The 26,073-nt window shown below is 63.9% G+C and carries 23 protein-coding genes and 1 tRNA gene; 10 read left to right on the plus strand and 14 right to left on the minus strand.

Going from position 1 to position 26,073, the window contains the following annotated elements; genetic code table 11:
- Positions 1–48 precede the first annotated feature (48 nt).
- Both A6F65_RS10635 and A6F65_RS10640 read left to right on the plus strand, forming a co-directional pair.
- Entirely contained in the window at positions 49–5,073 is a 5,025-nt protein-coding gene (locus tag A6F65_RS10635; protein ID WP_083989470.1) for a COG1361 family protein, read from the plus strand.
- A complete protein-coding gene (locus tag A6F65_RS10640; protein ID WP_067788549.1) occupies positions 5,070–7,238 on the plus strand; it encodes a DUF11 domain-containing protein in 2,169 nt (722 codons plus the stop codon). Before A6F65_RS10635 ends, A6F65_RS10640 begins: the two co-directional genes overlap by 4 nt.
- Positions 7,239–7,904: 666 nt before the next feature.
- Here A6F65_RS10640 and A6F65_RS12945 read toward each other — a convergent pair.
- Complete coding sequence (locus A6F65_RS12945; protein WP_157093119.1) at positions 7,905–8,477, minus strand: hypothetical protein; 573 nt, start codon at positions 8,475–8,477, stop codon at positions 7,905–7,907.
- Between the two features lie 125 nt (positions 8,478–8,602).
- Between A6F65_RS12945 and A6F65_RS10650 the strand changes: the two genes are divergently transcribed.
- Positions 8,603–9,283 (plus strand): thermonuclease family protein, encoded by a 681-nt coding sequence (locus A6F65_RS10650; RefSeq protein WP_067788552.1) that lies wholly within the window; start codon positions 8,603–8,605, stop codon positions 9,281–9,283.
- Positions 9,284–9,366: 83 nt separating this feature from the next.
- On the opposite strand, the gene A6F65_RS10655 is transcribed toward A6F65_RS10650, so the two are convergent.
- The 7 genes from A6F65_RS10655 to A6F65_RS10675 all read right to left on the minus strand — a co-directional run bounded on the left by A6F65_RS10655 (position 9,367) and on the right by A6F65_RS10675 (position 13,359).
- On the minus strand, positions 9,367–10,059 hold the full coding sequence (locus A6F65_RS10655; RefSeq protein ID WP_157093120.1) for a hypothetical protein: 693 nt from the start codon (positions 10,057–10,059) through the stop codon (positions 9,367–9,369).
- Between the two features lie 115 nt (positions 10,060–10,174).
- Positions 10,175–10,426, minus strand: a complete 252-nt coding sequence (locus A6F65_RS13070) for a transcriptional coactivator p15/PC4 family protein (RefSeq protein ID WP_067788558.1) — start codon at positions 10,424–10,426, stop codon at positions 10,175–10,177.
- Positions 10,423–10,866, minus strand: coding sequence for a hypothetical protein (locus A6F65_RS13075; RefSeq protein WP_169817027.1), 444 nt, complete (start codon positions 10,864–10,866; stop codon positions 10,423–10,425). The genes A6F65_RS13070 and A6F65_RS13075 overlap by 4 nt, the downstream gene beginning before the upstream one ends.
- Positions 10,863–11,060, minus strand: coding sequence for a helix-turn-helix transcriptional regulator (locus A6F65_RS12950; RefSeq protein WP_157093121.1), 198 nt, complete (start codon positions 11,058–11,060; stop codon positions 10,863–10,865). The genes A6F65_RS13075 and A6F65_RS12950 overlap by 4 nt, the downstream gene beginning before the upstream one ends.
- A 127-nt stretch (positions 11,061–11,187) precedes the next feature.
- Positions 11,188–11,787: a hypothetical protein gene (locus tag A6F65_RS12955; RefSeq protein ID WP_157093122.1), complete on the minus strand. Its 600-nt coding sequence runs from the start codon at positions 11,785–11,787 to the stop codon at positions 11,188–11,190.
- Between the two features lie 158 nt (positions 11,788–11,945).
- Positions 11,946–13,154, minus strand: coding sequence for a tyrosine-type recombinase/integrase (locus A6F65_RS10670; RefSeq protein ID WP_335645321.1), 1,209 nt, complete (start codon positions 13,152–13,154; stop codon positions 11,946–11,948).
- Positions 13,155–13,269: 115 nt separating this feature from the next.
- A tRNA-Ser gene (locus A6F65_RS10675) sits at positions 13,270–13,359 on the minus strand.
- Between the two features lie 179 nt (positions 13,360–13,538).
- Here A6F65_RS10675 and hspQ point away from each other — a divergent pair.
- Positions 13,539–13,919, plus strand: a complete 381-nt coding sequence (gene hspQ / locus A6F65_RS10680) for a heat shock protein HspQ (RefSeq protein WP_067788565.1) — start codon at positions 13,539–13,541, stop codon at positions 13,917–13,919.
- A 77-nt stretch (positions 13,920–13,996) separates the two neighbouring features.
- Complete coding sequence (locus A6F65_RS10685; protein WP_067788567.1) at positions 13,997–14,599, plus strand: hypothetical protein; 603 nt, start codon at positions 13,997–13,999, stop codon at positions 14,597–14,599.
- Here the strand turns inward: A6F65_RS10685 and A6F65_RS10690 are convergent.
- Entirely contained in the window at positions 14,596–15,498 is a 903-nt protein-coding gene (locus A6F65_RS10690) for an ABC transporter permease (protein WP_083989474.1), read from the minus strand. The two genes, A6F65_RS10685 and A6F65_RS10690, sit on opposite strands and share 4 nt — an antisense overlap.
- Before the next feature lie 57 nt (positions 15,499–15,555).
- Between A6F65_RS10690 and A6F65_RS10695 the strand changes: the two genes are divergently transcribed.
- From A6F65_RS10695 to A6F65_RS10710, 4 genes are all read left to right on the plus strand, one after another.
- The gene (locus tag A6F65_RS10695; RefSeq protein ID WP_067788570.1) at positions 15,556–16,260 is read left to right on the plus strand and encodes a GcrA family cell cycle regulator; all 705 of its coding nucleotides are present in this window, start codon (positions 15,556–15,558) and stop codon (positions 16,258–16,260) included.
- A gap of 64 nt (positions 16,261–16,324) precedes the next feature.
- Positions 16,325–16,855, plus strand: a complete 531-nt coding sequence (locus tag A6F65_RS10700) for a DUF1993 domain-containing protein (RefSeq protein WP_067788572.1) — start codon at positions 16,325–16,327, stop codon at positions 16,853–16,855.
- A gap of 73 nt (positions 16,856–16,928) precedes the next feature.
- Positions 16,929–18,044, plus strand: coding sequence for an NAD(P)-dependent alcohol dehydrogenase (locus tag A6F65_RS10705; protein ID WP_067788574.1), 1,116 nt, complete (start codon positions 16,929–16,931; stop codon positions 18,042–18,044).
- 11 nt (positions 18,045–18,055) lie between these two features.
- The gene (locus A6F65_RS10710) at positions 18,056–19,156 is read left to right on the plus strand and encodes an NAD(P)-dependent alcohol dehydrogenase (RefSeq protein ID WP_067788576.1); all 1,101 of its coding nucleotides are present in this window, start codon (positions 18,056–18,058) and stop codon (positions 19,154–19,156) included.
- Here the strand turns inward: A6F65_RS10710 and A6F65_RS10715 are convergent.
- From A6F65_RS10715 to truB, 4 genes are all read right to left on the minus strand, one after another.
- Positions 19,153–19,836 carry a spermidine synthase family protein gene (locus A6F65_RS10715; RefSeq protein ID WP_067788578.1) on the minus strand — a complete coding sequence of 228 codons (684 nt, stop codon included), beginning with the start codon at positions 19,834–19,836 and terminating at the stop codon, positions 19,153–19,155. The genes A6F65_RS10710 and A6F65_RS10715 overlap by 4 nt on opposite strands.
- 167 nt (positions 19,837–20,003) lie before the next feature.
- Complete coding sequence (pnp, locus tag A6F65_RS10720; RefSeq protein ID WP_067788580.1) at positions 20,004–22,316, minus strand: polyribonucleotide nucleotidyltransferase; 2,313 nt, start codon at positions 22,314–22,316, stop codon at positions 20,004–20,006.
- 252 nt (positions 22,317–22,568) lie between these two features.
- Positions 22,569–22,838 carry a 30S ribosomal protein S15 gene (rpsO, locus tag A6F65_RS10725; protein ID WP_067788581.1) on the minus strand — a complete coding sequence of 90 codons (270 nt, stop codon included), beginning with the start codon at positions 22,836–22,838 and terminating at the stop codon, positions 22,569–22,571.
- 5 nt (positions 22,839–22,843) lie between these two features.
- Positions 22,844–23,848, minus strand: a complete 1,005-nt coding sequence (gene truB / locus A6F65_RS10730) for a tRNA pseudouridine(55) synthase TruB (RefSeq protein WP_237164817.1) — start codon at positions 23,846–23,848, stop codon at positions 22,844–22,846.
- Positions 23,849–23,895: 47 nt separating this feature from the next.
- Between truB and glpD the strand changes: the two genes are divergently transcribed.
- Positions 23,896–25,380, plus strand: coding sequence for a glycerol-3-phosphate dehydrogenase (gene glpD, locus A6F65_RS10735; RefSeq protein ID WP_067788585.1), 1,485 nt, complete (start codon positions 23,896–23,898; stop codon positions 25,378–25,380).
- Here glpD and A6F65_RS10740 read toward each other — a convergent pair.
- The gene (locus A6F65_RS10740; RefSeq protein WP_067788588.1) at positions 25,377–26,060 is read right to left on the minus strand and encodes a site-2 protease family protein; all 684 of its coding nucleotides are present in this window, start codon (positions 26,058–26,060) and stop codon (positions 25,377–25,379) included. The genes glpD and A6F65_RS10740 overlap by 4 nt on opposite strands.
- Positions 26,061–26,073: the final 13 nt, after the last annotated feature.

Consider the following 26,073-nt stretch of genomic DNA (forward strand, 5'->3'; position numbering starts at 1 on the left):
CGTGTGGCTGCGCATATGATGCGCGACTTCGGGCCCTCTTTGCGTTTGATGGCGGCAATGCTCTTCGGGGTGTTGCTGCCATCACTCGTGTCTGCCGGGCCCGCAAATGCGCAGACTATCGTCAATGTCGCCAATGCGACATGGACGGATGATGGCCGCCAGTACGACACCCGGTCCAACCGGGTCGAACTGACGGTCGAGGAACGGCAACCGGAAATCCGCGCGTTCGTACCCGGGCCGGGTCCGGTTCTCGCCATTACTGCTCCATTCTGCGCCGGGAATTCCAATTCCCGCGCAGGTGGCAGCGGCGGCGCCGTCACCAATATACCGGCAACACCAACACAAAGCCTGCGTGCCGGGCAGGAATTGCTGTTCACCGTCTCCCTCCCCTCGGCCAATCGCGATCCGGCGGTGGCAGACAGCCTGGAGGTCGTGCTGACCGCGCCTTCGGGTGACCGGGAAACCCTGACAATCTACGAGACGGGGCCGAATACCGGCCTTTTTGCAGGTAGCATCGCAACGCGCCGCATCCCGCCTGCAGCGCGGCCGGGTGACTGCGTGCTCAGCCTGCTTGACGGGGACGTGGTCACCATCGGTGCTGTCCGCCCGGGCGGCGCGGATGTCGTGCTGCAAACGCAGGTTACCGTGCTGGCCGATCCCTTCGGCGTGGTGTTTGACAGCGAAACGGGCGAGCCTGTTTCGGGCGCCGTCGTCACGCTGATCGATGCCGTAACCGGCCAGCCTGCAAGGGTTTTTGCCGAAGACGGCGTCACGCCCTGGCCCTCGACCGTCATCTCCGGCCAGCCGATCACCGATGCGGCAGGCAATGTCTATCCGATGCCGCCGGGCGAATACTGGTTCCCGCTGACGGACCTGGGATCCTACATCATCCGGATAGAGCCGCCTGCGCCCTATACCGCACCTTCCGCGCAAACGCCGGACCAGATCGCGCTGATCCGCCGTCCGGACGGCCGATCTTTCGTGATTTCGGATGCATCTTATGGCGGCATCTTCCAACTGGTGGACCCGACACCTGTCCAGATCGACATACCGCTGGATCGCCCCGGCGTATCCGTGACCATCACGAAGCAGGCTTCGCGCCGCCAGGCCCAGCCGGGCGATGCGGTGTTCTACACCGTGACCGTGCGCAACCCGGACACGGGCCGCGCAAAGCGCGATGTCACCGTGACGGACACGCCCTCCCCCTGGCTGCGCCCGCGCATGGACTCCGTGCGCATCGACGGTGCCGCTGCGCCGGGCGCCCTGTCCATCGCGGCGGACAATCGCAGCCTGGTGTTCGCGCTGGGCGATATCCCGGCAGGCGGGCAGCGCCGCATCACCTACGCCATGACCGTGCGGGCCGACGCGCCGCAGGGCCATGCAGAGAACGAAGCCGAAGCCGTCGATTCGCTCGGCCGCTCCGCCCGCACCAGCGCCTCGGTGGAGATCCAGCGCGACATCATCGCGGGCCGCATGACGATCATCGGCCGGATCACCGCCGGCCCCTGCACGCAGGAAGAGGCCCGCATCGGCATCCCCGGCGTGCGCGTGATGCTGGAAGACGGCAGCTTCGCCATCACCGATTACGAAGGCCGCTACCACTTCGACGGCGTCATCCCCGGCACGCATGTGGTGCAGGCAAGCCCGATGACCCTGCCCGAAGGCGGCAAATTCGTCGATTGCACGCGCTCTACGCGCAGCGCCGGCAGCGAGAACTCGCACTTTGCCATCGGCCAGGGCGGATCGCTGGTGGTCGTGGACTTCCACGCCGCCGTGCCGGAAGCTGCCCTTGCTGACGCGCGCCTCGATGCGCCGGAGCCTGCCGGCACCATCGCGCTGGAGGAAGGCGCTGGCGAAACCGCGCACGCTGCGCCGCAGCCGATGGACTGGATCGGCCTGGGCGACGGGCCGGACGGCTGGCTTGCCCCCGCAGTGGATGCCAACCCCCGTGCGCCTGCGGTTCGCGTGGCAATCCGTCATCGCCGCGACTATAGCGTTCGCCTGCTTGTGGACGGCCGCCCGGTGGAGCCGCTGTCCTACGACGGGATGCAGAAGTCGCCGGATGCAGGCTTTGCCGTCAGCATGTGGCGCGGCGTCCCGCTGGCGGACGAGCGCACTGTCCTGACGGCTGAAATCCTCGATGCAGACGGCACGGTCCTGTCCCGCAGCGACCGCGTGGTGCACTTCACCAACCTGCCCGCCCGCGTGGAGCTCCTCCCCGCGCAGTCCAGCCTTGTCGCCGATGGCCGCACGCGCCCGGTGCTGGCGATCCGCGTGCTGGACCGCAACGGCCGCCCGCTGCGCCAGGGCGTGTCGGGCGAATTCACGCTGAACGCACCCTATGAAAGCGCCGAGCAGGTGACCCGCCAGCAGCTGAGCCAGCTCACCCGGCAGGGCCCCTCCGCCGCGCGCTGGACGGTGCAGGACGATACCGGCCTGGCGCTGATCGAGCTTGCCCCCACCATGACCAGCGGTTCGCTGCAGCTGACTTTCCGTTTCGACGACGGCGAGGTCTCGCGCGAGCAGCAGCTGGATGCATGGATTGCCCCGGGCGATCTGGAATGGACCGTGGTCGGCCTGGCCGAAGGCTCCATCGGTGCGCGCACCGTGTCAGAGGGCATGGGCCGCGAGACCAATCCCGCCAGCGACCTGGGCGACGAAGCGCGCATCGCCTTCTATGCCAAGGGTCCGGTGGCCGATGGCCTCCTCGTCACCTTTGCCTATGACAGCGCGAAGGACGAAGGCGACCAGCGCCTGCTGGGCACGCTGGACCCGCAGGCCTATTACACGGTTTTCGCCGATGCCTCCGTGCGCCAGTTCGACGCCGCATCGCGCAGCAAGTTCTACGCCCGCATCGAAGGCGCGCTGTTCAACGTGCAGTATGGCGACTTCGAGACCGGCTTCGACGAGACGCGCCTGGCCCGTTATCACCGCGTCGCAACCGGCCTTTCCGGCGAGGCCCGCCTGGGCCAACTGGGCGTGCAGGCCTTCGGCGCGAAGACCGGCACCCGCTTCCAGCGCGACGAGATCCAGGGCCAAGGCATTTCCGGCCCCTATCGCCTCGGCAGCCGGGCCATCGTTCCCAATAGCGAGAGCGTCGTCATCGAAACGCGCGACCGCTTCCGCTCCGAGCTGGTCGTCGAGCGCCGCGAGCTGAGCCGCTTCGTCGATTACGATATCGACTTCCTGTCCGGCACCATCACTTTCAAGCAGCCGGTGCTGAGCCGCGACTTCGACCTGAACCCGCAGTTCATCGTGATCGATTACGAGACCGACACGCTGCGCGGCGGGCAGACCAATGCCGGTATCCGCGTCGACTGGACCGATGCCGCGGACACGATCCGCATCGGCGCCACCGCCATCACCGACAAGGGCGATGGCCCGCGCACCGAAATCGGCGCCGTGGACCTGCGTGCCCGCATCGGAACGGCCACGGAAGTGCGCGCAGAACTCGCCGCAAGCCACCGCGATGGCGACACGGCAACCGCATGGCTGGCCGAAGTCCGCCACCAGTCCGGCAATCTCGACCTGTTGGCTTATGTCCAGTCGGTTGAGGCCGACTACGGCGTTGGCCAGCAAAGCGGCGCGGAACTGGGCCGCCGCAAGTTCGGCGTGGATGCCCGCATGCGCCTTGGCGAGCGATTCAGCCTGCTGGGCAGCGCATGGCAGGATGACAGCCTGACCGACAATGCCCGCCGCCGCGCCGCCCGCATCGAGCTCGGCTATTCCGCGCAGTCGAGCGACCTGCGCGTCGGCATCGCACATTTTGACGACCGCCTTGCCGACGGCAGCCGCAACCGCTCCACCGTGCTGGAAGCGGGCGCCACGCAGCGCCTGTTCCACGGCAAGCTGGAAGTCAGCGCCAGCACCTCCATGCCGCTCGGCTCGACCGAAAGCGTGGACCTGCCGCTGCGCCACCGCGTGGGCGCGCGCTTCGCGGTGACCAACAACGTGCGCGTGCTGGCTGATTACGAATACGCCGATGGCAATGGGTACAATGCAAGCACGCTGCGCGGCGGGTTCGAGATTGCCCCGTGGCGCGGCGGGCAGGTGGTCACCACCATCGGGAAGCAGGACATTGCCGAGCGCGGCGAGCGCAGCTTCGCCGCATTCGGGCTCGCCCAGACCCTGCAGGTCAGCCCTTCCCTGTCGCTGGATTTCACCTTTGACAGCAATTGGACGATCGACGGCAAGCCCGCGCTGGAAGACCTGGTCAATCCCGACCAGCCCGCCTCCAGCGGTGGCCAATTCGGCCCCGGCGGCGCGCTGTTCGAGGACTTCACCGCAGTCACCCTGGGCGGATCCTGGCGCGAAGGCCCGTGGAGCGCCACGGCACGCGCCGAATATCGCGACGGTGAATTTGCCAATCGTTACGGCATCACGGTCGGCGCAATCCGCCAACTGGGCGATGGCAGCGTGCTGGGTTCGGGCCTCACCTGGACCCGCGCGAAGGGCGCGAATGGCGCATCGACCGAAGTGACCGACATTGCGCTGGCATGGGCGCATCGCCCGGCCGAGTCCGAATTCGCGTTCCTCAGCAAGATCGAATATCGCAGCGACAGCGTCACCGGCGCCGTTCTGGGCGAAACCGGCCCCGCGGGCCGCACCGCGCTGCTCGTGGACGGCGATGCCGCCTCGCGCCGCCTGATTGGCAGCATTTCCACCAACTGGTCGCCCGAAGGCTTTGACGATGAGGACGGCCTGTATCGCCGCAGCGAGTTCGGCCTGTTCTTGGGCGCGCGCTACAATTTCGACCGCATGGGCGATTTCGACCTGTCGAGCACGGCTGTGCTGGCCGGTCTCGACGCGCGCTTCGGCATCGGCGAACGTATCGAACTGGGCGGCATGGCAACCGTGCGCGCCAACCTTGATGACGACACCGTCAGCTATGCCATCGGCCCGCAGATCGGCTTCGTGCCGGCAGACGATGTGCTGCTGACCGTGGGCTACAACTTCACGGGCTTTCGCGACCCCGATTTTTCCGGCATGCGCCATACCGATGAGGGGTTCTACGCCAGCGTGCGCATCAAGTTTGATGCCGACAGTTTCTCGTTCCTGGGGCTAGGCGAATGAACGCCGCGCAATCCCTGATGCGCGCCCTCGCGCGGCTGGTCCTGGCAGCGGGCATCGCGCTGTCGCTGTGGGCGGCACCTGCTGCCGCGCAGACGGAGACGATCGACTGGGGCGGCGCCGGCCTTGGCAATTTGACCGCAGCGCCGACGGATTTCACGGTGGCGGGCAGCGACGGCACCACCGTTCGCGTCACTTACAGCGCGCAGATCAATGGCGGCACCTTCGTGCCCAGCTATGGCGGCTTCCTGTCCTACTATAACCAGCAGATCGGCAGCGCCTTCCAACCCCTGCTGCTGAATTTCGACAATTCCAGCTACGATCCGAACGACAAGGTCACCACGATCTTCAACCTGTCGGAGCCGGTGAAGAACCTGCAGTTCACGCTGACAGACATCGACAGCGGCACCTTCCGCGATGCGATGGAAGTGCAATACGACAATGGCGACGGCGTATGGCGCAATGCGGCCACAACCGCCTCGTTCTGGAGCGCGAATTCGGCCGTGCAGCGGACGTCCGATACGATCGTGAATGGCTGGACCGGCATCGCAAGCTCCGACACCACCGCCACGAATGGCGACCTGCGCTTTAATTTCGGCACGACATCGGTGAAGCGCATCCGCATTATCTATTTCAGCTACACCGGCACCGGCGACCCCAGCGGGCAATTCACCGGCATCTCGGATTTCAGCTATACGCGTCCGGCAGCCGATCTTTCGCTGGCAAAGATTGCCGTCAATGCCACCCCCGCGGCGGGCAGCAGCGCGACCTTCAGGCTGACGCTTTCCAACTCCGCGCAGTCCAGCCGCACGGCAACAGGCGTGGTGGTGCGCGACAGCCTGCCAGCCGGTTTCGTCTACACCGGACACACGGGTACGGGCACGTTCGACCCGTCCACGGGCGACTGGACCGTGGCCAGCATCGCCCCCGGCGCGAGCGTGACGCTGGACATCACCGGCACGGTCAATGCCACGGCCGGTGCGCAGCTGACCAATACCGCAGAGGTGCGGACAAGCAGTACTTATGACCCAGATTCAACGCCGAACAATGGATCGACGATCGAGGACGACTATGCCGCCGCGACGATGTCCGTATCCGGCGCGCGAACCGCCGGTACGCAGCCGCAGCTCGTCTGCACCAACGGGCAGGTGGTTTTCGACTGGGACCTGATCGCCTGGCCTGCAGGCTCGACTTCGCAAACCTATCCGCTGGCCAATCTGGGCAATATCGCCTTCAACATGGCCAATCCCGGAACCTGGTTGAATAACGCCACCGTCGGCGGGCAGTCGCCCACGCGCCAGAACGTGGTGCACGGCGGCACGAACCAGAATTCGCTGCTTCAGCTGGTGGACATGGCCAATACGACCGACGTCGTGACCACCACAGTGACCCTGCCCGCCCGGATGCAGGGTGCACAGTTCCGCATTTTCGACATCGATTACGCCGCCGGACAATTCGCGGACCGGATCGTGGTGGAAGGCCGCCTGAACGGCGCAACCGTCATCCCAGTCCTGACCAATGGCGTGTCCAATTACGTCATCGGCAACACCGCCTATGGCGATGGCCCTTCGGATAGCGACAGCGCCAACGGCACGATCTGGGCCACCTTCTCGCAGCCGATCGACACGATCATCATCCGCTACGGCAACCACGGCCTGGCGCCGACCAACCCGGGCCAGCAGGGCATCGCGATGCACGACATGACCTTCTGCCGGCCTGATACGAATTTGTCGGTGACGAAGGTCAGCACGATCAACTCCGACCCGATCAACGGGACCGCGAATCCCAAGGCCATCCCCGGCGCGCTGGTCGATTACATCATCAGCGTACAGAACACCGGCATCTCGCCAACCGATGTGAACACGGTCTCCATCATCGATTTCGGCCCGCCGGAGGCCAAGATGTGCTTCGATGCTGCCGGCAGCGGCACGCCTGTCACATTCACGCAAGGCTCGCCCGCTTCCGGCCTGACCTACACTTACGCCTCACTCACCGATGCGGGGGACAATCTGACATTCTCGAACGACGGCGGCTCGACATTCACCTACCAGCCCGTGCCCGATGCCGACGGATGCGACACGGCCATCACCCATTTCCGCATTCGTCCCACAGGCAGCTTCGCCGCAGGTAGCAGCTTCACCCTGCGCACACGCTACATGATCGAATAGGATCGGCGGCGCGATGGCAGCGACGCCAAGTACGGTTAGCGGCGTGAGGAAAATGGCGGAGAGGGAGGGATTGGCCTTCGCTTACGCTACGGCCCTCTACGGCGCGATGCGCCTGCGAGTCCGAACCAAGGCTCCGTCCACCGCTCGCCGATCCGACATCGGCCCCGCCCTTCGGGCGAGGCCACTGGCGGAGAGGGAGTCCCCCTAACGCACGCTCTTACAATTTGATTTTTCTTGATATTTTTTCGTGGCCAGAATCTTCTCCCACATTTTTTACCACGCTAAGGCCAGTTCACTCAGCTTCAGTAGGCCATTCGGTGTCAAATGTGGCAGGCACGTCGCCGCGTTGGTCAAAGGCCCCAGCCTCGCACCAATAGCCTAGGTCCGATTGGCGCTCGTAGGCGAGTTTCTCAGCAAGCGCGGCTACGTTCGCATTCAATGCCCGTGCGGCCATTCGGCAGTTCGCCAAGTTGTATTCCAGCCCATCGGCGGCATCAAAGGTTGCGAAGTGAACGCGCATTGACCGTTCAACAGTCGAGTTTCGGTAAAGCGTGACCGGCTCTGCCACTAAGGACCCGCACCCACCAAGTAAGAATATCGCGCTCAAAGACACCGTCACAGGCAATCGTCCTACCCGTCGTTTCATTCCCGTTTCCTCTCTCCGCTTCAGCCCAGCCGATCAATCATCGCGGCCACCTCCACAGCGCATTCCGCATCCAGCCGCCAGTAATCGGCTAGGTGGCGCTGCCATGTGCGTTCCCACATACCTTTGGGCTTGGATATCGGTTGCTCCCACCCTTGGGTGCAGCCTAGCTTTTTTTGCAGCCGGAACAGCCGTGTGAACGGCTTGTCGCGCGCCGCGTCTCGCTGGGAATGATAGCCCAGCCTCCATACCTGCCGGGATGCAAATATGTCCCCGCCGGTTGGCAGATATAGTTTGCCGACGCGCCGCCCGCTTACCGGGCAATGCATCCACCATCGCTTCCCGCCAAAATGCGGCACGGTATGGGAAAGGCGCACAGTCTGGCGCACATCCCGCCGCTCGCCATGCGAAGCGTTTGTGAATGTTAATTCCAGCCGTTCCTGCCCAGCTTCATGCATGGCAGCGGTATAGCTAATAGATCCCGCTTCATTTCCGGCACGCGTCCAGCTTAGCGTGCCGCGAAAATGGCATCCCTCGCGCGCCCGCCCCGTCCGCAGCATCCACGCCAGATCGATGCGAAGCGAGCTGTCTGCCAATGGCCGTCCGCCGTATCGCCCCGATCCAAAACCGCCCATGCCAGCGCCCCGATATTTTCCGAAAACATTAGGCAACTTATGCCATTTCATGTCAGCAATCAAAGCAGGCAACCGGGGATTTGTGGATGCAAAAATCGCTAACGCTTGTCGCCGCCCTCGCACTGGCAGGCGGCTATTCAATCGCAGAGGCGCAAGTCTATTCGGGAAGCGCCGTTGCCGTGGATGGTGACACAATCCGCATAGGCGAGGAACGTATCCGCCTTGTCGGGATCGATGCGCCTGAGGCAAGCCAGTTTTGCGAAAGGGGCGGTGTCCAATGGCAGTGCGGGGCCGATGCGATTGCCTTGCTCGAAGCCCTTCTGGAACGTGGCCGGATTGAATGCAGGCAGATCGGCAGGGACATTTACCAGCGCGTCCTTGCAACCTGTAGCGTCGGCAGGCTGGACCTGGCCGGGGAGATGGTAGGCAGCGGCTTGGCAATTGTGATCGATGAAAGCGATACGCTTCTGCTAGACCGGCAGGATGCAGCCCGTGGCGCTGGCCTTGGTATGTGGGGCGGAACATTCCAAAATCCGGCCGATTTTCGGGCCGATAAGACAACCCAGCTTGCTGTGCCCGCCCCCGCCCCTGCGCCCGTCGCGCGTCGGGATGCAACAGCCCAGCCCAGCCGCACCGTCTATTACCGCAATTGTAAAGAGGCGCGGGCGGCTGGCGCAGCCCCTATTTATCGTGGCCAGCCGGGTTATCGCCCGGAAATGGATGGCGACAATGACGGGATTGCGTGCGAACCTTATCGCGGCAAGTAGCCTCGCGCGCGTGCGCGACGCGGGCGAAAAACTGTATTAGCGATTACGCGCCAGAAACGCACCGCCATGCACCCATACCGCCGTCAAGTTTGCGGCCCGCCCCGCCCTCGCGCCGCCGCGCCGATATTTTGCGTCCAGCCGCACCGCTTGCCGATGATACGCCCGCTGCAACCTGCCCGCGTCAAGCCAAGCCGCTTTCCGGTTTCCTGACTTCCTGCTTTCAGGAAATAGCGCAGCACGTTCGCCGCATTCATCGCGTGCGCCTCGCCAGCCGCCGCATCGCCGCTCGGCAATCGCCCGCCGACTATTCGCACCCGGCTAACCCCTGCCCGCCATGTTCCGCCCGCCGTATCGATCCAGCGCCGCGTCCGGCCATGCAATCGCATCGCGGCTGGCAGGTGCAGCAGGATATGGACGTGCTCGCCCTTTTCGCTCGCCCGCTCCCGCACCCATAGGGCAGTCAGTGCGCCGCCCTCGCGCCGTGCCTGCTTGCTCGCCAGCGCCAGCACCTGCGACACAAATCGCGCCCCGTCATGCGCGGCAATGCCTGCCTTGCCATAGTGGATAATCCAGTGCCGCTGGAACGTGCGACCCGTCGCCAGAGCGAATGCCGCCGCATCCAGCATCCCTGCAACCTGCCTGTCAGTCAGCCCGTCGCTCGCCCGATCCGCCAGGTTGCGCGCGCCGCCCCAGCCACAAGCACGTTCGCAACTTGGACTATAGCTATAGTTAGCAAGCGCCGTGCCAGATCGGCGCGCCGCGGGGCTTTTCGCCATTTCCGCATCGGCGCGCCCAACGCGTGGCAGGTTAAAATCGCCCATCGCGGTCAAGTTTCAAGTTTTGTTGGAAGGGGGCGCACGGTCCGGCTGGATCGATGCGCCCCACTTCGCTCTAAGCGGGCACGTTCGGCGCGATAGCATCGCGCCTGTCGGCATAGGATTGCAGCGCATCGGCCAACGCCCGCACCTGTTCCGTGGGCAGCGTCACACCTTTCTGCGTCGGCTTGTCACCATGCTCGCCAGCCCACAGCCGCAGCTCGAAAAACCGCTTCCCGCGAAATTCGCGCTCCCCGGCTATCAGGCGACCATCGAACCTCGCCAGTTCCCACACGGGCGCGTCGGTAAATCCGGGAAGGCCGCTCATGCTCCGCCCTCCCTGTTTCCTGCCTGTTTCAACAGGGAGCCGACCGTCACCAGCCGATAGCGCGCATGGCGGAATTTGCCCTCGCGCGCTGTGTCGATTGCCAGCCCGTCGCGTCGCAACGCATGGATCGTGCCGCCCAGCCGCGTGTGCCAAGGCAGGGTATCCCATTGCGTCAAACCGGCTGGCATGGTGGCGAGCATGGCGAGCACCCGCCCGCGCTTACCTTTGTAGCGCCAGATTTTGCCACTCTGGCCGCGATAGGCGACGCTGGCAGGCATTCGACCGCCAGCATCCGATGATGCACTCAGATCGGCCTTAATCGGCTTGCCAGCCGCGCCACGATGCGCGACAAGACCGTCGCCGTTGGCTCCCACAGCGTTCGGCTGGCCCTCGGTTGTTACCGCAACCGGGGGCCGTTCCATTACCGGGCGCGCGGTCATGCTGCTTCCCCATCATATTTGGGAAGGCTCGCAGCCCATGCCTCGGCATCCTCGCGGGCAATTCGTGTCGCCGATCCGAATTTACGAATGGCCAGCCGGTTGGCATTCACCTCGCGATAGAATGACGATTTTCCAATAGAGTATCGGTCACAGAAATCGGCGACCGTAAGCAGTTCGGGAAGGGAATTATGCATTGCCCTATCTCCAGCCCGGAAGCGAAGCGCCGGGCGCGCACCCCAGCGGTTGCCGAGGTGCTGCTAAGGTTAGCAATGAACGGCGAAGGCCAAAGGGAATACGAACCGCTTGGAAATTCCGGAAATTCTATCGTCTAGGTATTCCGTCCACCGCGTTCATATATGCCTTCCAACCAAGCTTGGGCAGCCCCATCAGTTCACGATAGACTGCGCCATTAGCGTATAGGCTTTGGTGATATGCCGGAAAGTCATCGCGTATTCCGACCGCCTGAGGCGCATATTCCAAGTTGCGCTCTACAATGCTTGATCCAAGAACCTTAGAACACGATTGCCGCCACTTTCTTATCGCGTCCCAATCTGCGCCATAAGCGAGCGATATATCTCGCCGAAAATCTGCCGGTTTAACGCCTTTGGACTTGAGATAACCGGCCCAGATCAGAGCAGTCAGCCGCCGAAAAGATAGCTTCGCTGGTTGAGAATGGCTGCCTGGAGGTCGCTTCGCTGGCTTTAGCACCTCTGGCTCATCCCCGAACGGTAACCGCTGCAACTCATCAATTAGGTTGTCCCAGAAAAAATCGTTTCTGTCGTGCATGGCGATTGCGGGCTGCCAAATCTGTAAAGATAACACGGCGTATTCGAGCTTCGAATCGGCATCCAATTCGCTGACTTTTATCCAATCTCCGCATACGTCGCCGATTAGCGCAGCCGCATGCCTTGCGAGTTCCAATCTGTTTGCTCGGAGTATAGATGTGGGGGTGCCCAGTTCTGGGTCTGCCAGACGCTGTATCCGCGCCCTCCCGTTTATGAGAGCATCAAGACGAAAGTGAAAAGCCTGACAGTCTTCAGCGTCTAATGCGAACGAGTCTACACTCGTAGGAGGATTCTTCATCGCGCCAGCCGGACAACGTTGCCGCCGCTCGCCCCGTCACAATAGTCAGCCCATGCGGCCATCAAATCCCGCCGCTTTTCCAGCATTGATCCGCGCTGATATGCGGCAACCGTCTTATCGCTCACTACGTGCGCCAGCGCCGCTTCCGCCAGATCGGCTGGCCATGTCGTTTGCTCGGCAACCCAATCGCGGAACGTGCTTCGGAAGCCGTGCGGGGTTTCCGTCCGGCCCATGTCGCGCATCGCCTTGGTTAGCGTCATATCGCTTAGCGGCCTTCCCCGTTTCAGGCCGGGGAACACCAGCGCAGCGTCGCTATCCTCCCGCCGATGCACCTGCATCCGGCGGAAAAGCGCAACAGCTTGCGAGGAAAGCGGGACAATATGCTCCCGCCCCGCCTTCATGCGCTCGGCTGGGATTGCCCAAGTGGCAGCGTCCAAGTCCAACTCGCCCCATGTTGCCAGCCGCACTTCGCCCGAACGCGCCGCTGTCAGGATAACCGCTTCAAGCGCCAGCCGCCCCATGCTTTCGCTTGCCCGCAGCTGACCCATGAAAGCGGGCAGATCGGCATAAGGAACAGCCTTGTGATGGCGCACCTTGGCGCGCTGCTTGGGCAGTGCCTTATCAATTACGGGCATCGCCAGCGCCGCGTCGCGGTAGCCCTTGGCCACCGCCCAATCGATGACAGTGCGAATGCGCTGGCGCAGCCGCCGCGCCGTTTCCGGCTTTTCAAGCCAGATTGCCGCCAAGGCATCGCGCACGGCTGGCGCATCCACATGGGCAATCAATCGATCCCCGAACGCTGGAAAGGCATAGCTTTCAAGCGTGGATAGCCATTGCGCCTTGTGCTTGGCATTTTTCCAGCTTGCCTTGTGCTCGGCATGAACCTGCCTTGCCGCCTCGCGGAATGTGGGAATGCCAGCCGCCTTGGCGCGCTCGGCAACGGGATCGATCCCGACCTCTATTTGCTCCCGCACCTCGCCCGCGCGTTCCCGCGCCAATTTCAGTGGGACTTTGCTTGCGCTACCCAGTCCAATGTCGCGCCGCCGCCCGTCTTTCTGGATTCGCACAATCCAGCTTTTCGCGCCGCCTTTGCCGACAAGCAGGAAAAGCCCGTCCCCATCGCCATAGCGCCCCGGCGCATTTGCTGCCTTTACCGCCGTTGCAGTTAGATTGCCCACTTCGCTCGCTCCCACAATTTCTCCCACACCATAAGGCGGCTGGCAGGGAACGGCAAGGGACAACGGGGAACGCGGAAATGGCTATTATCCGCTATTCTAGCCGTAAATTTGGGATGTGTAGGATCGGCCCGGAAAGAGGCGGTGGCGGAGAGGGAGGGATTCGAACCCTCGGAACCCTTGCGAGCTCAACAGTTTTCGAGACTGCCCCGTTCGACCACTCCGGCACCTCTCCGCAGATGGTGTGGCGGGCGCGCAAACGCCCATGGCCAAAAGGTGCGCGGCGGTTAGCCCAAGGCGTGCAGCTTGCCAAGCCCCTGTTGCGCGGGATCCTGCCTCAGCGGAAATTACGGGGGATTTGCTAGGCTGCGGCACTTGGCACGTTCATCGCGGATCCCTATTTGTTGCAGTGCAATGGAAACCGGTCACTTCTTTTCCCCGCAGGCGGGCCGCAAGGTCGAAGCACCGCTGAATGCCAGCGCCCGCTTCGGCATCGGCGATGTCGTGCGCCACAAGATGTTCGATTTCCGCGGCGTGATCTTCGACATCGATCCCGTCTTCGCCAATAGCGAGGACTGGTACGAGGCAATTCCAGAAGACATCCGCCCTGCCCGCAACCAGCCGTTCTACCACCTGCTGGCCGAGAACGAGGAAAGCTCTTACGTCGCCTATGTAAGCCAGCAGAACCTGCTGGAAGACGGCAATGGCGGTGAGGTGGACCACCCCACGGTGCGCGAGCTGTTCGATCGCTTCGATGCCGGGCGCTATCACCTGCGCCGGAGCATGACGCACTGATCGGTTTTACGAGCCCGTCCAGTCGGGCGCGGCGCTTGCTGACGCGATCGTAAGACTTTTCCGTTATCGCGGCGGCCATGGAAATGGCTGCCATCCATCCTCAGGCCGACGTCTTGGGCGAGGCACTCCGCAAGGAGCTGCAGGCCGGCGAGCGCCTGCTGTGGCACGACAAGCCGCAGCAGCGGCTGTCGCTGATGGGCTTCAGCATTTGGCTGTTCGCCATTCCGTGGACGGCCTTCGCGTTGTTCTGGACCGGCATGGCCTATGCGGGGATCAGCACCACCGCAGATTCCGACGGGCCGGCCCTGGGCCTTCTGGCCTATGCCTTCCCTCTGTTCGGCGTGCCATTCATCGTGGTGGGCCTCTGCATGCTGGCTGCTCCGCTTGCACCGTTATTCTTGAAGCAGCGGCAGGTCTTCGGCATCACGAACCGCCGGTTGCTGATCATCACGAAATTGCGCGCGACGAGCGTTGAATCCTTTCGGCTGGAGCGCTTGGGGTCGATCAAACGGGTCGAGCACAAGGATGGTAGCGGGCACCTATCCATTATGACCGGTACGGGCCACGACAGCGATGGCGACAAAACGACTGAAACGGCTGTCGTCGGCCGCGTCCCGCGCATCGCTGCCGTCGAGGCGACCCTGCGCGACGCGATGGAGCGCCGCCAGCGCGAGCTTTAGCTCCTGATGCGCCAGCCGCTTTTCAGCAGGCGATAGCAGAGCACGCCAAACGCCAGGTTCAGCACCAGCAAGCCGACGGCCGCCCACACCACCGGGTCCGCGCCCGCGCCGATGTCGCTTTCACCCAGGAAGCCGTAACGAAAACCGCTGATCATGTAGAAGAACGGGTTGAACCGGCTGACCATCTGGAACAGCGGGCTGAGGTTGTCGATGACATAGAACGTGCCCGACAGCAGGCTGAGTGGCGCGACGATGAAATTGCTGATCGCGGCGTTGTGATCGAATTTTTCGGCCCACAGGCTCGTGATCAGGCCCACCAGAGACAGGAACAGCGTTCCCATCAGCGCGAACCATACGATGGCCCAGAGATGCGCGATTTCCAGCGACACGCCCGGCCACAGCAGCATCGCAAGCACCAGCGCCCCGCCCACCATGAAGCCGCGCGTGACCGCGGCGGCGACGATGCCGATCATCAGTTCCGCGGTGGAAAGCGGCGGCATCAGCACGTCGATGATCGTGCCCTGGATCTTGCCGACCAGCAGGCTGAAGCTGGAATTGGCGAAGGCATTCTGCATCATGCCCATCATGATCAGGCCCGGCGCCACAAAGCTGGCAAAGTCCGCGCCCAGCACTTCACGCCCTCCGCGACCCAGCGCGACGGTGAAAATGACCAGAAACAGCAATGTCGTGACGGCAGGGGCCCAGATTGTCTGCGTGTGGACCTTGAGAAACCGCCGCACCTCCTTCATATAGAGGCTCCACAGCCCGATCCGGTTGATCCCGGTTATCTGCGGCTGCCCTTTGGGCGGAAACCGGCGCCCGCTTTCCCCGACGGGGTCGATGAATTCCGGCGTTTCGGTGCCCCCTGCGGGTGCTGCGGCGGTGGAGGTATCGGCCATGGGAGGCGGGTTAACAGCCAGTCACCCCGCCCGCAATGAACGAGTAACAGGATTTCGATGAGCTGGACCGAAGAACGCATCGCCACCCTCACCAAGATGTGGGAAGGCGGCAATACGGCAAGCCAGATTGCCGAGGAACTGGGCGGTGTTTCGCGTAACGCCGTGATCGGCAAGGCGCACCGCCTCGGCCTGAAATCGCGCCCCAGCCCGGTGAAGGCCAACGACAAGAAAAAGGCGAAGCCCGCGGCCAAGAAGCCTGCGGCCAAGCCGAAGGCCGCGGCGAAACCTGCACCAAAGGCTGCCGCGCCCAAGAAGGCAGCGGCGCCCTCGCCCGAACCCGCGCCCGCCCCGGCTGCCGCGCGCAAGCCTGCGACCGGCCCTGTTAATCAGAGCCAGCCGATGCCCGATGGCAACAAGTCGGACCTGCCCAAGATCGTGTCTGTCGGCCCCGGCGGCTTCCTGCGGCAGGGCCCTGGTGACCAGCAACCGCCGATTCCGCCGGCCCCGCCGCGCCGCCTGGTCCCGGCCAAGCCGCTGCCGGAAATGGCCGAGAAGACCAGCCTGCTGGACCTGAACGACCGCGTCTGCCGCTGGCCGATGGGCCATCCGGGCGAAGCGGACTTCCATTTCTGCGGCGAGAAGGTGAACCCGGGCTTCCCCTATTGCGTGGAACATTGCGGCCGGGCCTATCAGGCACAGCTGCCCCGCGGTGCGCGCCGTCCCCCGCCCCCGCTGCCCTTCGGCGGCCCGCGGGTCCGCTGACACGTTTTCAAGAGGCCCGCCGGTGCAAGCCGCGCGGGCCTTTTCTTTTGTGAGGAACCCCACGATGAGCCTGACCCTGCACGCCGCTTTCGTCCCCAACTGCCTCCAGATCCTGGACGGAATGCTGGGGCAGATCGACAAGGCGGAGGCGCATTGCGCCGAACATGGCATCGACGCGGTTGAGCTGCTGGAGGCAAGGCTGCACGAAACGATGTGGGCCCTGCCCCATCATGTGCGATCCTGCTGGATGCATTCCGCATATACGCTCGACCAAGTCCCGACCGGAGAGTTCACGCCCGATTTCACGGACCTGCCCGCCGACTGGGCCGCGATGCGTGCGATGATCGGCGAGGCGAAGGACCGCCTCGCCGCAGCCACGCCCGAGGACATGGAAGGCTATGCCGGCACGACCGTGCATTTCGTGCTGGGCGGGAAGAAGCTCATGACGTTCGACGGGCAGGACTTCGTGCTCAGCTTCAACCAGCCCAACTTCATGTTCCACGCCGCCACCTTCTACGACATCCTGCGCATGAAGGGCGTGCCGCTTGGCAAGCGCGATTTCCTCGGCCCGATGCGGATGATGCCGACCGGCTGAACGAAAGCCCGGAACAAGCACGCTCCGCAGGCGCTCTGTTGGCACGCAATCAACGCCAACAGGAGAAATCGCCATGCAGGTCATCGGATACGGGACGCAGGAAGCCAGCGCCACGCTGAAGCCCTTGAAATTCAACCGGGAACCTGTGCGCGCGGGCGAGATCGGTATCGAGATCACGCATTGCGGCGTCTGCCATTCCGACCTGCACCAGGCGCGCAACGACTGGGAGAATACGGTCTGGCCCTGCATCCCCGGCCATGAGGTGGTGGGCACGGTCACCGAAGTCGGCGAAGGCGTGACGAAGTTCAAGGTCGGCGACCGCGCGGGCATCGGCTGCATGGTCAATTCGTGCCAGGATTGCGAACAGTGCGACATGGGGCACGAGCAGTATTGCACCGGGCCCAAGAGCTGCACGCTGACCTATAACGGCCCCAAGAAACCGGACGGCACCAATTCCTATGGCGGATATTCCACCGCCATCGCCGTGCGCGAGGAGTTCGCGCTGACCATTCCCGACGCAATCGAGAGCCAGCATGCCGCGCCGATCCTGTGCGCGGGTATCACCACATTCCAGCCGATGAAGCATTTCGGGCTGAAGGAAGGCCAGGTCCTGGGTGTCGCCGGTATCGGCGGCCTGGGCCACATGGCCGTGCAGATCGGCAAGGCGCTGGGCGCCAAGGTTGTCGCCCTCACCACCAGCCCGGAAAAGCGCGAGGCCATCGAAGCGCTGGGCGCGGACGAAATCGTCCTGATGGACGACAAGGACGCACTCAAGTCCCATGCCCAGAGCATCGACCTGATCGTGGACACCATCCCCTACAAGCATGACATCAACCAGTATCTTCAGCTGATGGCCGCGAAGGGCCAGATCGCAGTGGTCGGCAACTTCCTGGGCTTCGAGGATGTCGATACCGCGACCATGGTATTCCAGCATGTCGGCATCACCGGATCGCTGATCGGCGGCGTGCCGGATACGCAGGAAGTGCTGGAGCTTTGCGCCAAGCACGGCATCCGCCCGCAGGTGGAGATGATCGAGATGAGCGGCGTCAATAAGGCATTCGAGCGCATGCAGGGCGAGGATGTACGCTTCCGCCATGTGATCGACATGGCCAGCCTGAAGAATGACAGCGACGCTGCCGAAAGCGCCACGCGGGTGGACGATCCCGTCCGCGGCGAAGTGGTGAGCTGAGGAGAGAACGCATGACCAAGGCACGCATCGCAGTCGTCGACGAAAAGGGCGCGGATTTTGCGCTGCGGGAGGCGGAGATTGCCCGGGCCGGCCCGCATGAAGTGCTGGTCAAGATGGCCGCCATCGGTGTCTGCCACACGGATCTGGCCGTGCAGGCGGGCGATCTCCCGACCAACTTCCCCGTCGTGCTAGGCCATGAAGGCGCAGGCACGGTGGAAGCGGTCGGCGAGCATGTGAAGGACGTGGCGAAGGGCGACAAGGTCGTCCTCTCCTACGGCTCATGCGGACGCTGCCGCCCCTGCCAGGAAGGCGACCCGGCCTATTGCGCCGATTTCGAAGCACTGAACTTCATGAACAAGCGCCTTGGCAGCGATGATGCGGTGTTCGAAGACGGACCGAACGCCGCCTTCTTCCAGCAATCCAGCTTCGCCAGCCATTCCATCGCGCATGAACGCAATGTGGTGAAGGTGGACAGCGATGCGGACATCACTTTGCTCGGCCCGCTTGGCTGCGGCATCCAGACGGGCGCGGGCGCGGTCTTGCGCACCGCGCAGCCGCCTGCGGGTTCGACGATCCTTGTGTCAGGCGTCGGCAGCGTGGGCATGTCTGCCGTCATGGCTGCGAAGGTCGCAGGCTGCAGCACCATCATCGCCGTCGACATGAATGAAGACCGGCTGGAGCTGGCAAAGGAACTGGGCGCGACGCACAGCGTGAAGGCGACCAAGGATGGCGACACGGCGGAGCAGGTGCGCGAGATGGTGGCAGCGGGCGTCGACTATGCCATCGAATGCTCCGGCAATCCGGATGCGGCCCGCGCGGCGTGGAACAGCCTGGCAAAGCGCGGCACGCAGGTGATTGTGGGCGCACCGCCCAGCGGCACCGAATACAGCTATGACGCGAACGACCAGATCATGACCGGGCGCAAGATCGTGGGCTGCGTTGAGGGCGATGCCAAGGTGAAGCAGTTCATCCCCATGTTGATCGACCTGTACCAGCAAGGCCGCTTCCCCTTCGACCGGCTGATCGAGAAATACCCTTTCGACAAGATCAACGACGCGGCGAAGGACTTGCACGACGGCAAGGTCCTGAAACCGGTGCTGATGCTCGACTAGGCGGGCTTTTTCGCGAACCAGATCGTGTGGTGCGGGCCCTTGTTGTTGGGCCGCGCGCGGACGGTGCGGACCTCCACCTCGAAGCCTGCATCCATCAGGCGGCGCGTGAACTTGTGGTCCGGCGCGGCGGACCACACGGACAGGATGCCGCCCGTATTCAGGGCATCGCGGCAACGCGCGAGCCCGGTGCGGCTGTAAAGCCGGAAATTGGCATCGCGTACAATGCCTTCGGGGCCATTGTCGACATCCAGCAGAATCGCGTCATATCGGGGCGTGGTCCCGTCCACCGCATCGTCCACCAGCGCAGCCACATCGGCGATTTCCACCGTGCCGCGCGCGTCGGACAGTGTGTCGCCCGTCAGGCCGGCCAGCGGGCCGCGCGCCCACTCCAGGATTTCCGGCACGATCTCCGCCACCACAACCTCGCCGCCGTCGGGCAGCGCCTCCAGCGCGGCGCGATAGGTAAAGCCCATGCCGTAACCGCCGATCAGCACGCGCGGCTTTGGCGCAGAAAGCTCAGCCAGCGTCAGCACGGCGAGCTGTTCTTCGGAGAACTGCATGCGCGTGCCCATCAGCTCGTCACGCCCCAGCATGATGATGAAGTCGCGCCCATGGCTGACCAGGGTGAGCGTTTCACCCCCCGGCACATCGGCAGTGGCAATGGTTTCGCGTGGCAGCATAGGGGCCCCTTATACGGAAAAAGGCCGCAAGGGCATCCACCCTTGCGACCTTCCCTCTCCAACTGTGAAACTTGTCGCGAACCCCTGCGAAGGCAGGGGTCTCGTGCCGCCATTGGAGTGCTGGCGGAACGAGGTCCCGGCTTTCGCCGGGACTCACGCTGTGCGGATTAGTCCTTCAGGAAGTCCGGCACGTGGGCTTCACCGCCCCCGTTGTCGTCACCACCCTTGTTGCTACCGTCACGGTCGCCGCCACGGTCACGGCCACCGCCGCCACGCGGGCCGCGCCCGCCGCCGCCACGGCGATCACCGCCACGGCCGCCACGGTCACCACCGCGATCGCCGCGCGGCTTGCTTTCGCGCGGCGGACGGGTGTCTTCCAGCTCTTCACCGGTTTCCTGGTCGACGACGCGCATCGACAGGCGAACCTTGCCGCGCTGGTCGATCTCGAGGACCTTGACCTTAACTTCCTGGCCTTCGGACACGACGTCGGTCGGCTTCTCGACACGCTCGTTCTTCATTTCGGACACGTGGACGAGACCGTCCTTGCCGCCCATGAAGTTCACGAATGCACCGAAGTCCACGATGTTGACGACCTTGCCGGTGTAGATCTTGCCGACTTCGGCTTCTTCCACGATGCCTTCGATCCACGCCTTCGCGGCTGCGATCTCGTCACCATTGGAGGAGCTGATCTTGATCACGCCCTCGTCGTCGATGTCCACCTTGGCACCGGTTTCGGCAACGATCTCGCGGATCACCTTGCCGCCCGTACCGATGACGTCGCGGATCTTCGACTTATCGATCTGCATGGTCTCGATGCGCGGAGCGTGCTTGGACACTTCACCGCGAGCCGAACCCAGGGCCTTCTGCATTTCGCCCAGGATGTGCGCGCGACCTTCGCTGGCCTGTGCCAGTGCGGTCTTCATGATCTCCTGCGTGATGCCGGCGACCTTGATGTCCATCTGCAGGGACGTGATGCCCTTTTCGGAACCTGCGACCTTGAAGTCCATGTCGCCCAGGTGATCTTCGTCACCCAGGATGTCGGACAGGACGGCGAAATCTTCGCCTTCCAGGATCAGGCCCATGGCGATGCCGGAAACCGGGCGCTCGATCGGAACGCCGGCGTCCATCATGGACAGGCAGCCACCGCAGACCGTCGCCATCGAGGACGAGCCGTTGGACTCGGTGATGTCGGACAGGATGCGGATGGTGTACGGGAAGTCTTCATGGGCGGGCAGCACCGGGTGCAGCGCGCGCCATGCCAGCTTGCCGTGGCCCGTTTCGCGGCGGCTGGTGAAGCCGAAGCGACCAACTTCGCCGACCGAATAGGGCGGGAAGTTATAGTGCAGCATGAAGTGGTTGTACGAGAGGCCTTCCAGCCCGTCGATCATCTGCTCGGCATCCTTGGTGCCCAGCGTGGTGGTGCAGATGGCCTGCGTCTCACCGCGCGTGAACAGGGCGGAACCGTGCGTACGGGGCAGCAGGCCGACCATCGCCTCGATCGGGCGAACCTGGTCCAGCTTGCGGCCGTCGATACGCTGGCCGTCCTTAAGGATGGCACCGCGAACGATTTCGGCTTCCAGCTTCTTGACCGCCTTGTTGGCGACCATCTGCGTCTGGCCTTCTTCGTCGGCGAAGGCTTCCTTCGCCTTGGCACGTGCGGAATTCAGCGCGTCGCTGCGGGCCGACTTGTCGGTCAGCTTGTAAGCGGCGGCAATGTCGTCGCCCACGATGCCGCGCAGCTTTTCCTTGATGGCGCTGGTGTCATCGGAGGTGTCGACTTCCCACGGATCCTTGGCGGCCTGCTCGGCCAGCTCGATGATCGCACCGATGACCTTGCGGCTTTCCTCATGCGCGAACATGACGGCGCCCAGCATGGTTTCCTCGTCCAGTTCCTTGGCTTCGGATTCCACCATCATCACCGCGTCCTGCGTGGCGGCAACGACGAGGTCGAGGTGACCGTCTTCGCCAAGCGCATCGCCCAGGCTGGGGTTGAGGATGTAATCGCTGCCGTCGTAACCGACGCGTGCTGCACCGATCGGGCCCATGAAGGGCAGGCCGGAAATGGTCAGGGCCGCAGAGGCGGCGACCATGGCGACGATATCGGGCTCGGTCTCGCCATCATAGGACAGGACCTGGCAGATCACGTTGATTTCGTTGTAGAAACCTTCCGGGAACAGCGGCCGCACCGGGCGGTCGATCAGGCGGGAGGTCAGCGTTTCCTTCTCCGTGGCGCGGCCTTCGCGCTTGAAGAAGCCGCCCGGGATACGGCCCGCGGACGAGAATTTTTCCTGGTAGTGGACGGTCAGCGGGAAGAAGTCCTGCCCTTCACGAACACTCTTGGCGGCGGTCACGGCGCAAAGCACCACGGTTTCGCCATAAGTGGCCAGCACGGCGCCGTCAGCCTGACGGGCGATCTGGCCTGTTTCGAGGGTGAGGGTCTTTCCGCCCCACTCGATCGATACGGTTTTCTTGTCGAACATGTATTATCCTTTTGAACCCGCACGCCACATTGCGATGCGGGGCCTACTGCCGGGGATACCGTCCCGGTCCGGTCCGAGGGCTCTTGCCTCGACATTGCGGGCCACCGGATTGCGGCCCATTCTTCAATTTGTGATCCCCGGCGCAGGCCGGGGTCTCAGGCCACTGGCGTCGCGCCGGAGGCAGGAGGCCCCAGCCTGCGCTGGGGCTCACATGGACAAAAGGCGACCATCGGCCGCCCTTCGAGAAACTCGTTATTTGCGAAGACCCAGCTTCTTGATCAGGTCGTTGTAACGGCCCAGATCCTTGCGCTTCAGGTAAGCAAGCAGGTTGCGACGCTTGTTGACCATCATCAGCAGACCACGGCGGGAATGGTTATCCTTGTGGTTGCTCTTGAAGTGTTCGGTCAGGTTGCGGATACGCTCGGTCAGGATGGCGACCTGGACTTCCGGAGAACCGGTATCGCCCTTGGAGGTGGCGTTGTCCTTGATGATCTTCTGCTTCTGCTCGGGTGCTACCGACATTCATGTTACTCCGCGACATCGGAAAGGTTGAAACCCCTGACGACTTTCATCGTCCCGCCATCCAGTTCCACCAGCGCCACCGGGACATTGCCCAGTTTCGCAAAATGAAGCCCGTCGGGATGGGGCAATCCGGAAACGACCCGGCCCTGACGGGCCGCCTGCGCGCTTTCCGGATCGAGATGCAGGGCCGGGATGTCGTCCAGCCCCGCCTCCAGCGGCAGGAGGAGGTCTTGAAGTCCCGCGCCCATAGACAAATCGTCCAACTTGTCCAGCGAAATCGCGTCCCGCTCGGCAAAGGGCCCGGCCTTCGTTCGCCTGAGGTAAGTGACGTGTCCCACCGTTCCAAGGGCGTGTGCGATATCCCGTGCAAGGCTGCGGATGTACGTCCCCTTGCTGACATGCGCGGTCAGCGTGACGCTGTCCGCCATCTCCAGGGGCATCTGCGGGTCGTAGGGATCGGGGCGGCCGCTGGTGGTCTGGAAAACGGACGCCACATCCTCGTCACTCCGCCCACCGGCCAGCGACAGGGAATGGATCGTAACGGCGCGCGTTTTCGCCTCCATCGCCACGTCCTCCCCCGCCCTCGCCCGGTCATAGGCGCGATTGCCGTCCACCTTGATAGCGGAGAAGACCGGCGGGACCTGCTCGATGGCGCCGGTGAAATGCTCCAGCACTGCGGCGATGGCGGCCATGGGCGGGCGCCGGTCGGAGCGGCGGACGACTTCGCCCTCCACGTCCAGCGTGTCCGTCTCCTCGCCGAATTGCAGGGTGAAATCGTAGATCTTGCTGGCGTCTAGCATGCGCCCGGCCAGCTTCGTCGCCTCCCCCAGCGCGATAGGCAGCACGCCTTGGGCCAGCGGGTCCAGCGTGCCGCCGTGGCCGACCTTGGTCTTCGGGTGCCCTGCCTGCCGCATGATGCGCTTGACGGCACCCACGGCCTGCGTGGAGCCGAGGCCGCGCGGCTTGTCGAGAAGCAGCCAGCCGTGAAGTTGGGGTTTGTCGGTGTTCACCGGAAACCCCCTAGCCATTGGCGCACGCAAACGCCAAGCTATGCTGCATGAGCGAAGGCTACGATTTGCTGGTGATCGGCGGCGGCGTGAACGGCGCCGGGATTGCGCGCGATGCGGCCGGGCGCGGCATGCGCGTGCTGCTGGCGGAAAAGGACGACCTGGCCGCCCATACCTCCAGCGCCAGCACCAAGCTGGTACATGGCGGGCTGCGATACCTGGAGAATTACGAATTCCGCCTGGTGCGCGAGAGCCTGCAGGAGCGCGAACGGCTGCTGGCCATGGCGCCGCACATCATCTGGCCGCTGCGCTTCGTGCTGCCTTACGACAAGGGCCTGCGCCCGAAATGGATGCTGCGCGCGGGCCTGTTCCTTTACGACCATATCGGCGGGCGCAAGGCCTTGCCGGGGACAGAGACGGTGGACCTTACCCGCCCACCCCATTCGCAGGTGCTGGAGCCGCGCCTGACGAGCGGCTTCGCCTATTCGGACTGCTGGGTGGAAGATGCGCGGCTGGTGGTGCTGAACACCGTGGACGCAGCGGAGCACGGCGCGGATATCCGCGTGCGGACCGAGGTGACGGGACTGGAGCGGCGTGACGAGGACTGGCTCGCAACGCTGCGCGGTCCGGACGGCGCGGAAGAGCAGGTATCGGCCAGGCAGGTGGTCAATGCCGCCGGGCCATGGGTCGATGCGGTACTGGGCAAGGCCATTCCCGGAGAGGACCATCGTAACCTCCGCCTCGTGCAAGGCAGCCACCTGATCTTCCCGCGCCTGTTCGCGGGCGACCACTGCTACATCTTCCAGAACGGCGACGGGCGCATCGTCTTTGCCATACCCTACGAGCGGGAGTTCACCCTCGTCGGCACGACGGACCGAAGGTACGAGGGCGATCCGGGCGAGGTCGCCATCACCGATGGCGAGGCGGACTATATTTGCGCCGCGATCAACGAATATCTCGCCACAGACGTGACGCCAGAGGACGCGATCTGGTCCTATTCCGGCGTGCGGCCGCTGTACGACGACAAGTCGGGCAGCGATTCCACCGTCACGCGGGATTATGTGTTCGAGCTGGACCGGGGTGCGCAAGACGCCGGGCCTCCCATCCTCTCCATTTTCGGCGGAAAGATCACGACGTATCGCAAGCTCGCCGAGCACGCGCTGGAGCGGCTCGGCGCGCCGGGGAAGGCGTGGACCGCTGACGAGGCTTTGCCGGGCGGCGATCTTCCGGTCAGTTTCGAGGCATTTGCCGGCCAGATGATCCGCACCACGCCCTTCCTGCCGCAGCAGGTGGTCTGGCGGCTATGCCGAGCCTACGGCTCGCGCGTCCGCGACGTCATCGGCACCGCGACCGATGCATCGCAGCTGGGCGAACATTTCGGACAGGGGCTCTACGAGGCGGAGATACGCCATCTCGTGCAGAACGAATTCGCTCGCAGCGCCGATGACGTCCTGTGGCGCCGCAGCAAGCTGGGCCTGCACATGAGCGATGCGCAGCGGGCGCGCGTGGCGGATTGGTTCGAGGCGCAGTCCTAGCGCGTCAGATTTGCGGTCCACGCCGCAATCGCAATGAACTGATCCATCAGCCAGCCGACCGGCGGGCCGACCACGCCGTTCAGCAGCCAACGGTCGAGGAAATACCAGTCCGCCAAAAGCAGGATGATCAGAAACACGAAGCCGTATTTACGCACCGCACCGTAATGCCGCGCCCATTTTCGCGGCAGCAGCCCTTCGACCACATGGCTGCCGTCGAGCGGCGGGATTGGCAGCATGTTGAACAGCGCCAGCACGATATTGATCAGGATGAACACCTGCAGGCCTGTCGCCGCAGTCTCCGTCACCATGCCCGTATCGCCCGTCGCGGCCAACAGGCCCAGCGCCACCGCTCCGACCGTCGCCAGTAGCACGTTCATCGCCGGACCCGCCGCCGCCACGGCCATCATGCCGTAACGCGGGTTGGTTAGGCGGCGCTGGTTGACCGGCACGGGCTTGGCCCAGCCGAAGGGTGGCGCGCCGATGATATATAGCATGCCGGGCAGGATGACGGTGCCGAAGGGGTCGACATGGCGGATGGGGTTGAAGCTCAGCCGCCGCTGCTCCTTGGCCGTGGGATCGCCCAGTGCCAGCGCGGCCCAGCCGTGGCTCACCTCGTGAAACACGATGGCCACGATCAGGCAGGGCACTATGATCGCGGCGAGGAGGAGGGTCTCGGTCATTGGGCCCTAGATA

Source organism: Paraurantiacibacter namhicola, from assembly GCF_001687545.1.
Taxonomy (GTDB): domain Bacteria; phylum Pseudomonadota; class Alphaproteobacteria; order Sphingomonadales; family Sphingomonadaceae; genus Paraurantiacibacter; species Paraurantiacibacter namhicola.

What these genes read in the sequence shown, in the direction of transcription:
- hspQ (WP_067788565.1), top strand. Translation starts at nt 13,539, where the DNA reads ATGGAAACCGGTCACTTCTTTTCCCCGCAGGCGGGCCGCAAGGTCGAA.
- pnp (WP_067788580.1), bottom strand. Translation starts at nt 22,316, where the DNA reads ATGTTCGACAAGAAAACCGTATCGATCGAGTGGGGCGGAAAGACCCTC.
- A6F65_RS10635 (WP_083989470.1), top strand. Translation starts at nt 49, where the DNA reads ATGGCGGCAATGCTCTTCGGGGTGTTGCTGCCATCACTCGTGTCTGCC.
- A6F65_RS10710 (WP_067788576.1), top strand. Translation starts at nt 18,056, where the DNA reads ATGACCAAGGCACGCATCGCAGTCGTCGACGAAAAGGGCGCGGATTTT.
- A6F65_RS10705 (WP_067788574.1), top strand. Translation starts at nt 16,929, where the DNA reads ATGCAGGTCATCGGATACGGGACGCAGGAAGCCAGCGCCACGCTGAAG.
- A6F65_RS10685 (WP_067788567.1), top strand. Translation starts at nt 13,997, where the DNA reads ATGGAAATGGCTGCCATCCATCCTCAGGCCGACGTCTTGGGCGAGGCA.
- A6F65_RS10640 (WP_067788549.1), top strand. Translation starts at nt 5,070, where the DNA reads ATGAACGCCGCGCAATCCCTGATGCGCGCCCTCGCGCGGCTGGTCCTG.
- A6F65_RS10695 (WP_067788570.1), top strand. Translation starts at nt 15,556, where the DNA reads ATGAGCTGGACCGAAGAACGCATCGCCACCCTCACCAAGATGTGGGAA.
- A6F65_RS13075 (WP_169817027.1), bottom strand. Translation starts at nt 10,866, where the DNA reads ATGACCGCGCGCCCGGTAATGGAACGGCCCCCGGTTGCGGTAACAACC.
- A6F65_RS10690 (WP_083989474.1), bottom strand. Translation starts at nt 15,498, where the DNA reads ATGGCCGATACCTCCACCGCCGCAGCACCCGCAGGGGGCACCGAAACG.
- A6F65_RS13070 (WP_067788558.1), bottom strand. Translation starts at nt 10,426, where the DNA reads ATGAGCGGCCTTCCCGGATTTACCGACGCGCCCGTGTGGGAACTGGCG.
- A6F65_RS10740 (WP_067788588.1), bottom strand. Translation starts at nt 26,060, where the DNA reads ATGACCGAGACCCTCCTCCTCGCCGCGATCATAGTGCCCTGCCTGATC.
- A6F65_RS10700 (WP_067788572.1), top strand. Translation starts at nt 16,325, where the DNA reads ATGAGCCTGACCCTGCACGCCGCTTTCGTCCCCAACTGCCTCCAGATC.
- glpD (WP_067788585.1), top strand. Translation starts at nt 23,896, where the DNA reads ATGAGCGAAGGCTACGATTTGCTGGTGATCGGCGGCGGCGTGAACGGC.
- A6F65_RS10650 (WP_067788552.1), top strand. Translation starts at nt 8,603, where the DNA reads ATGCAAAAATCGCTAACGCTTGTCGCCGCCCTCGCACTGGCAGGCGGC.
- A6F65_RS10655 (WP_157093120.1), bottom strand. Translation starts at nt 10,059, where the DNA reads ATGGCGAAAAGCCCCGCGGCGCGCCGATCTGGCACGGCGCTTGCTAAC.
- A6F65_RS10715 (WP_067788578.1), bottom strand. Translation starts at nt 19,836, where the DNA reads ATGCTGCCACGCGAAACCATTGCCACTGCCGATGTGCCGGGGGGTGAA.
- A6F65_RS12950 (WP_157093121.1), bottom strand. Translation starts at nt 11,060, where the DNA reads ATGCATAATTCCCTTCCCGAACTGCTTACGGTCGCCGATTTCTGTGAC.
- rpsO (WP_067788581.1), bottom strand. Translation starts at nt 22,838, where the DNA reads ATGTCGGTAGCACCCGAGCAGAAGCAGAAGATCATCAAGGACAACGCC.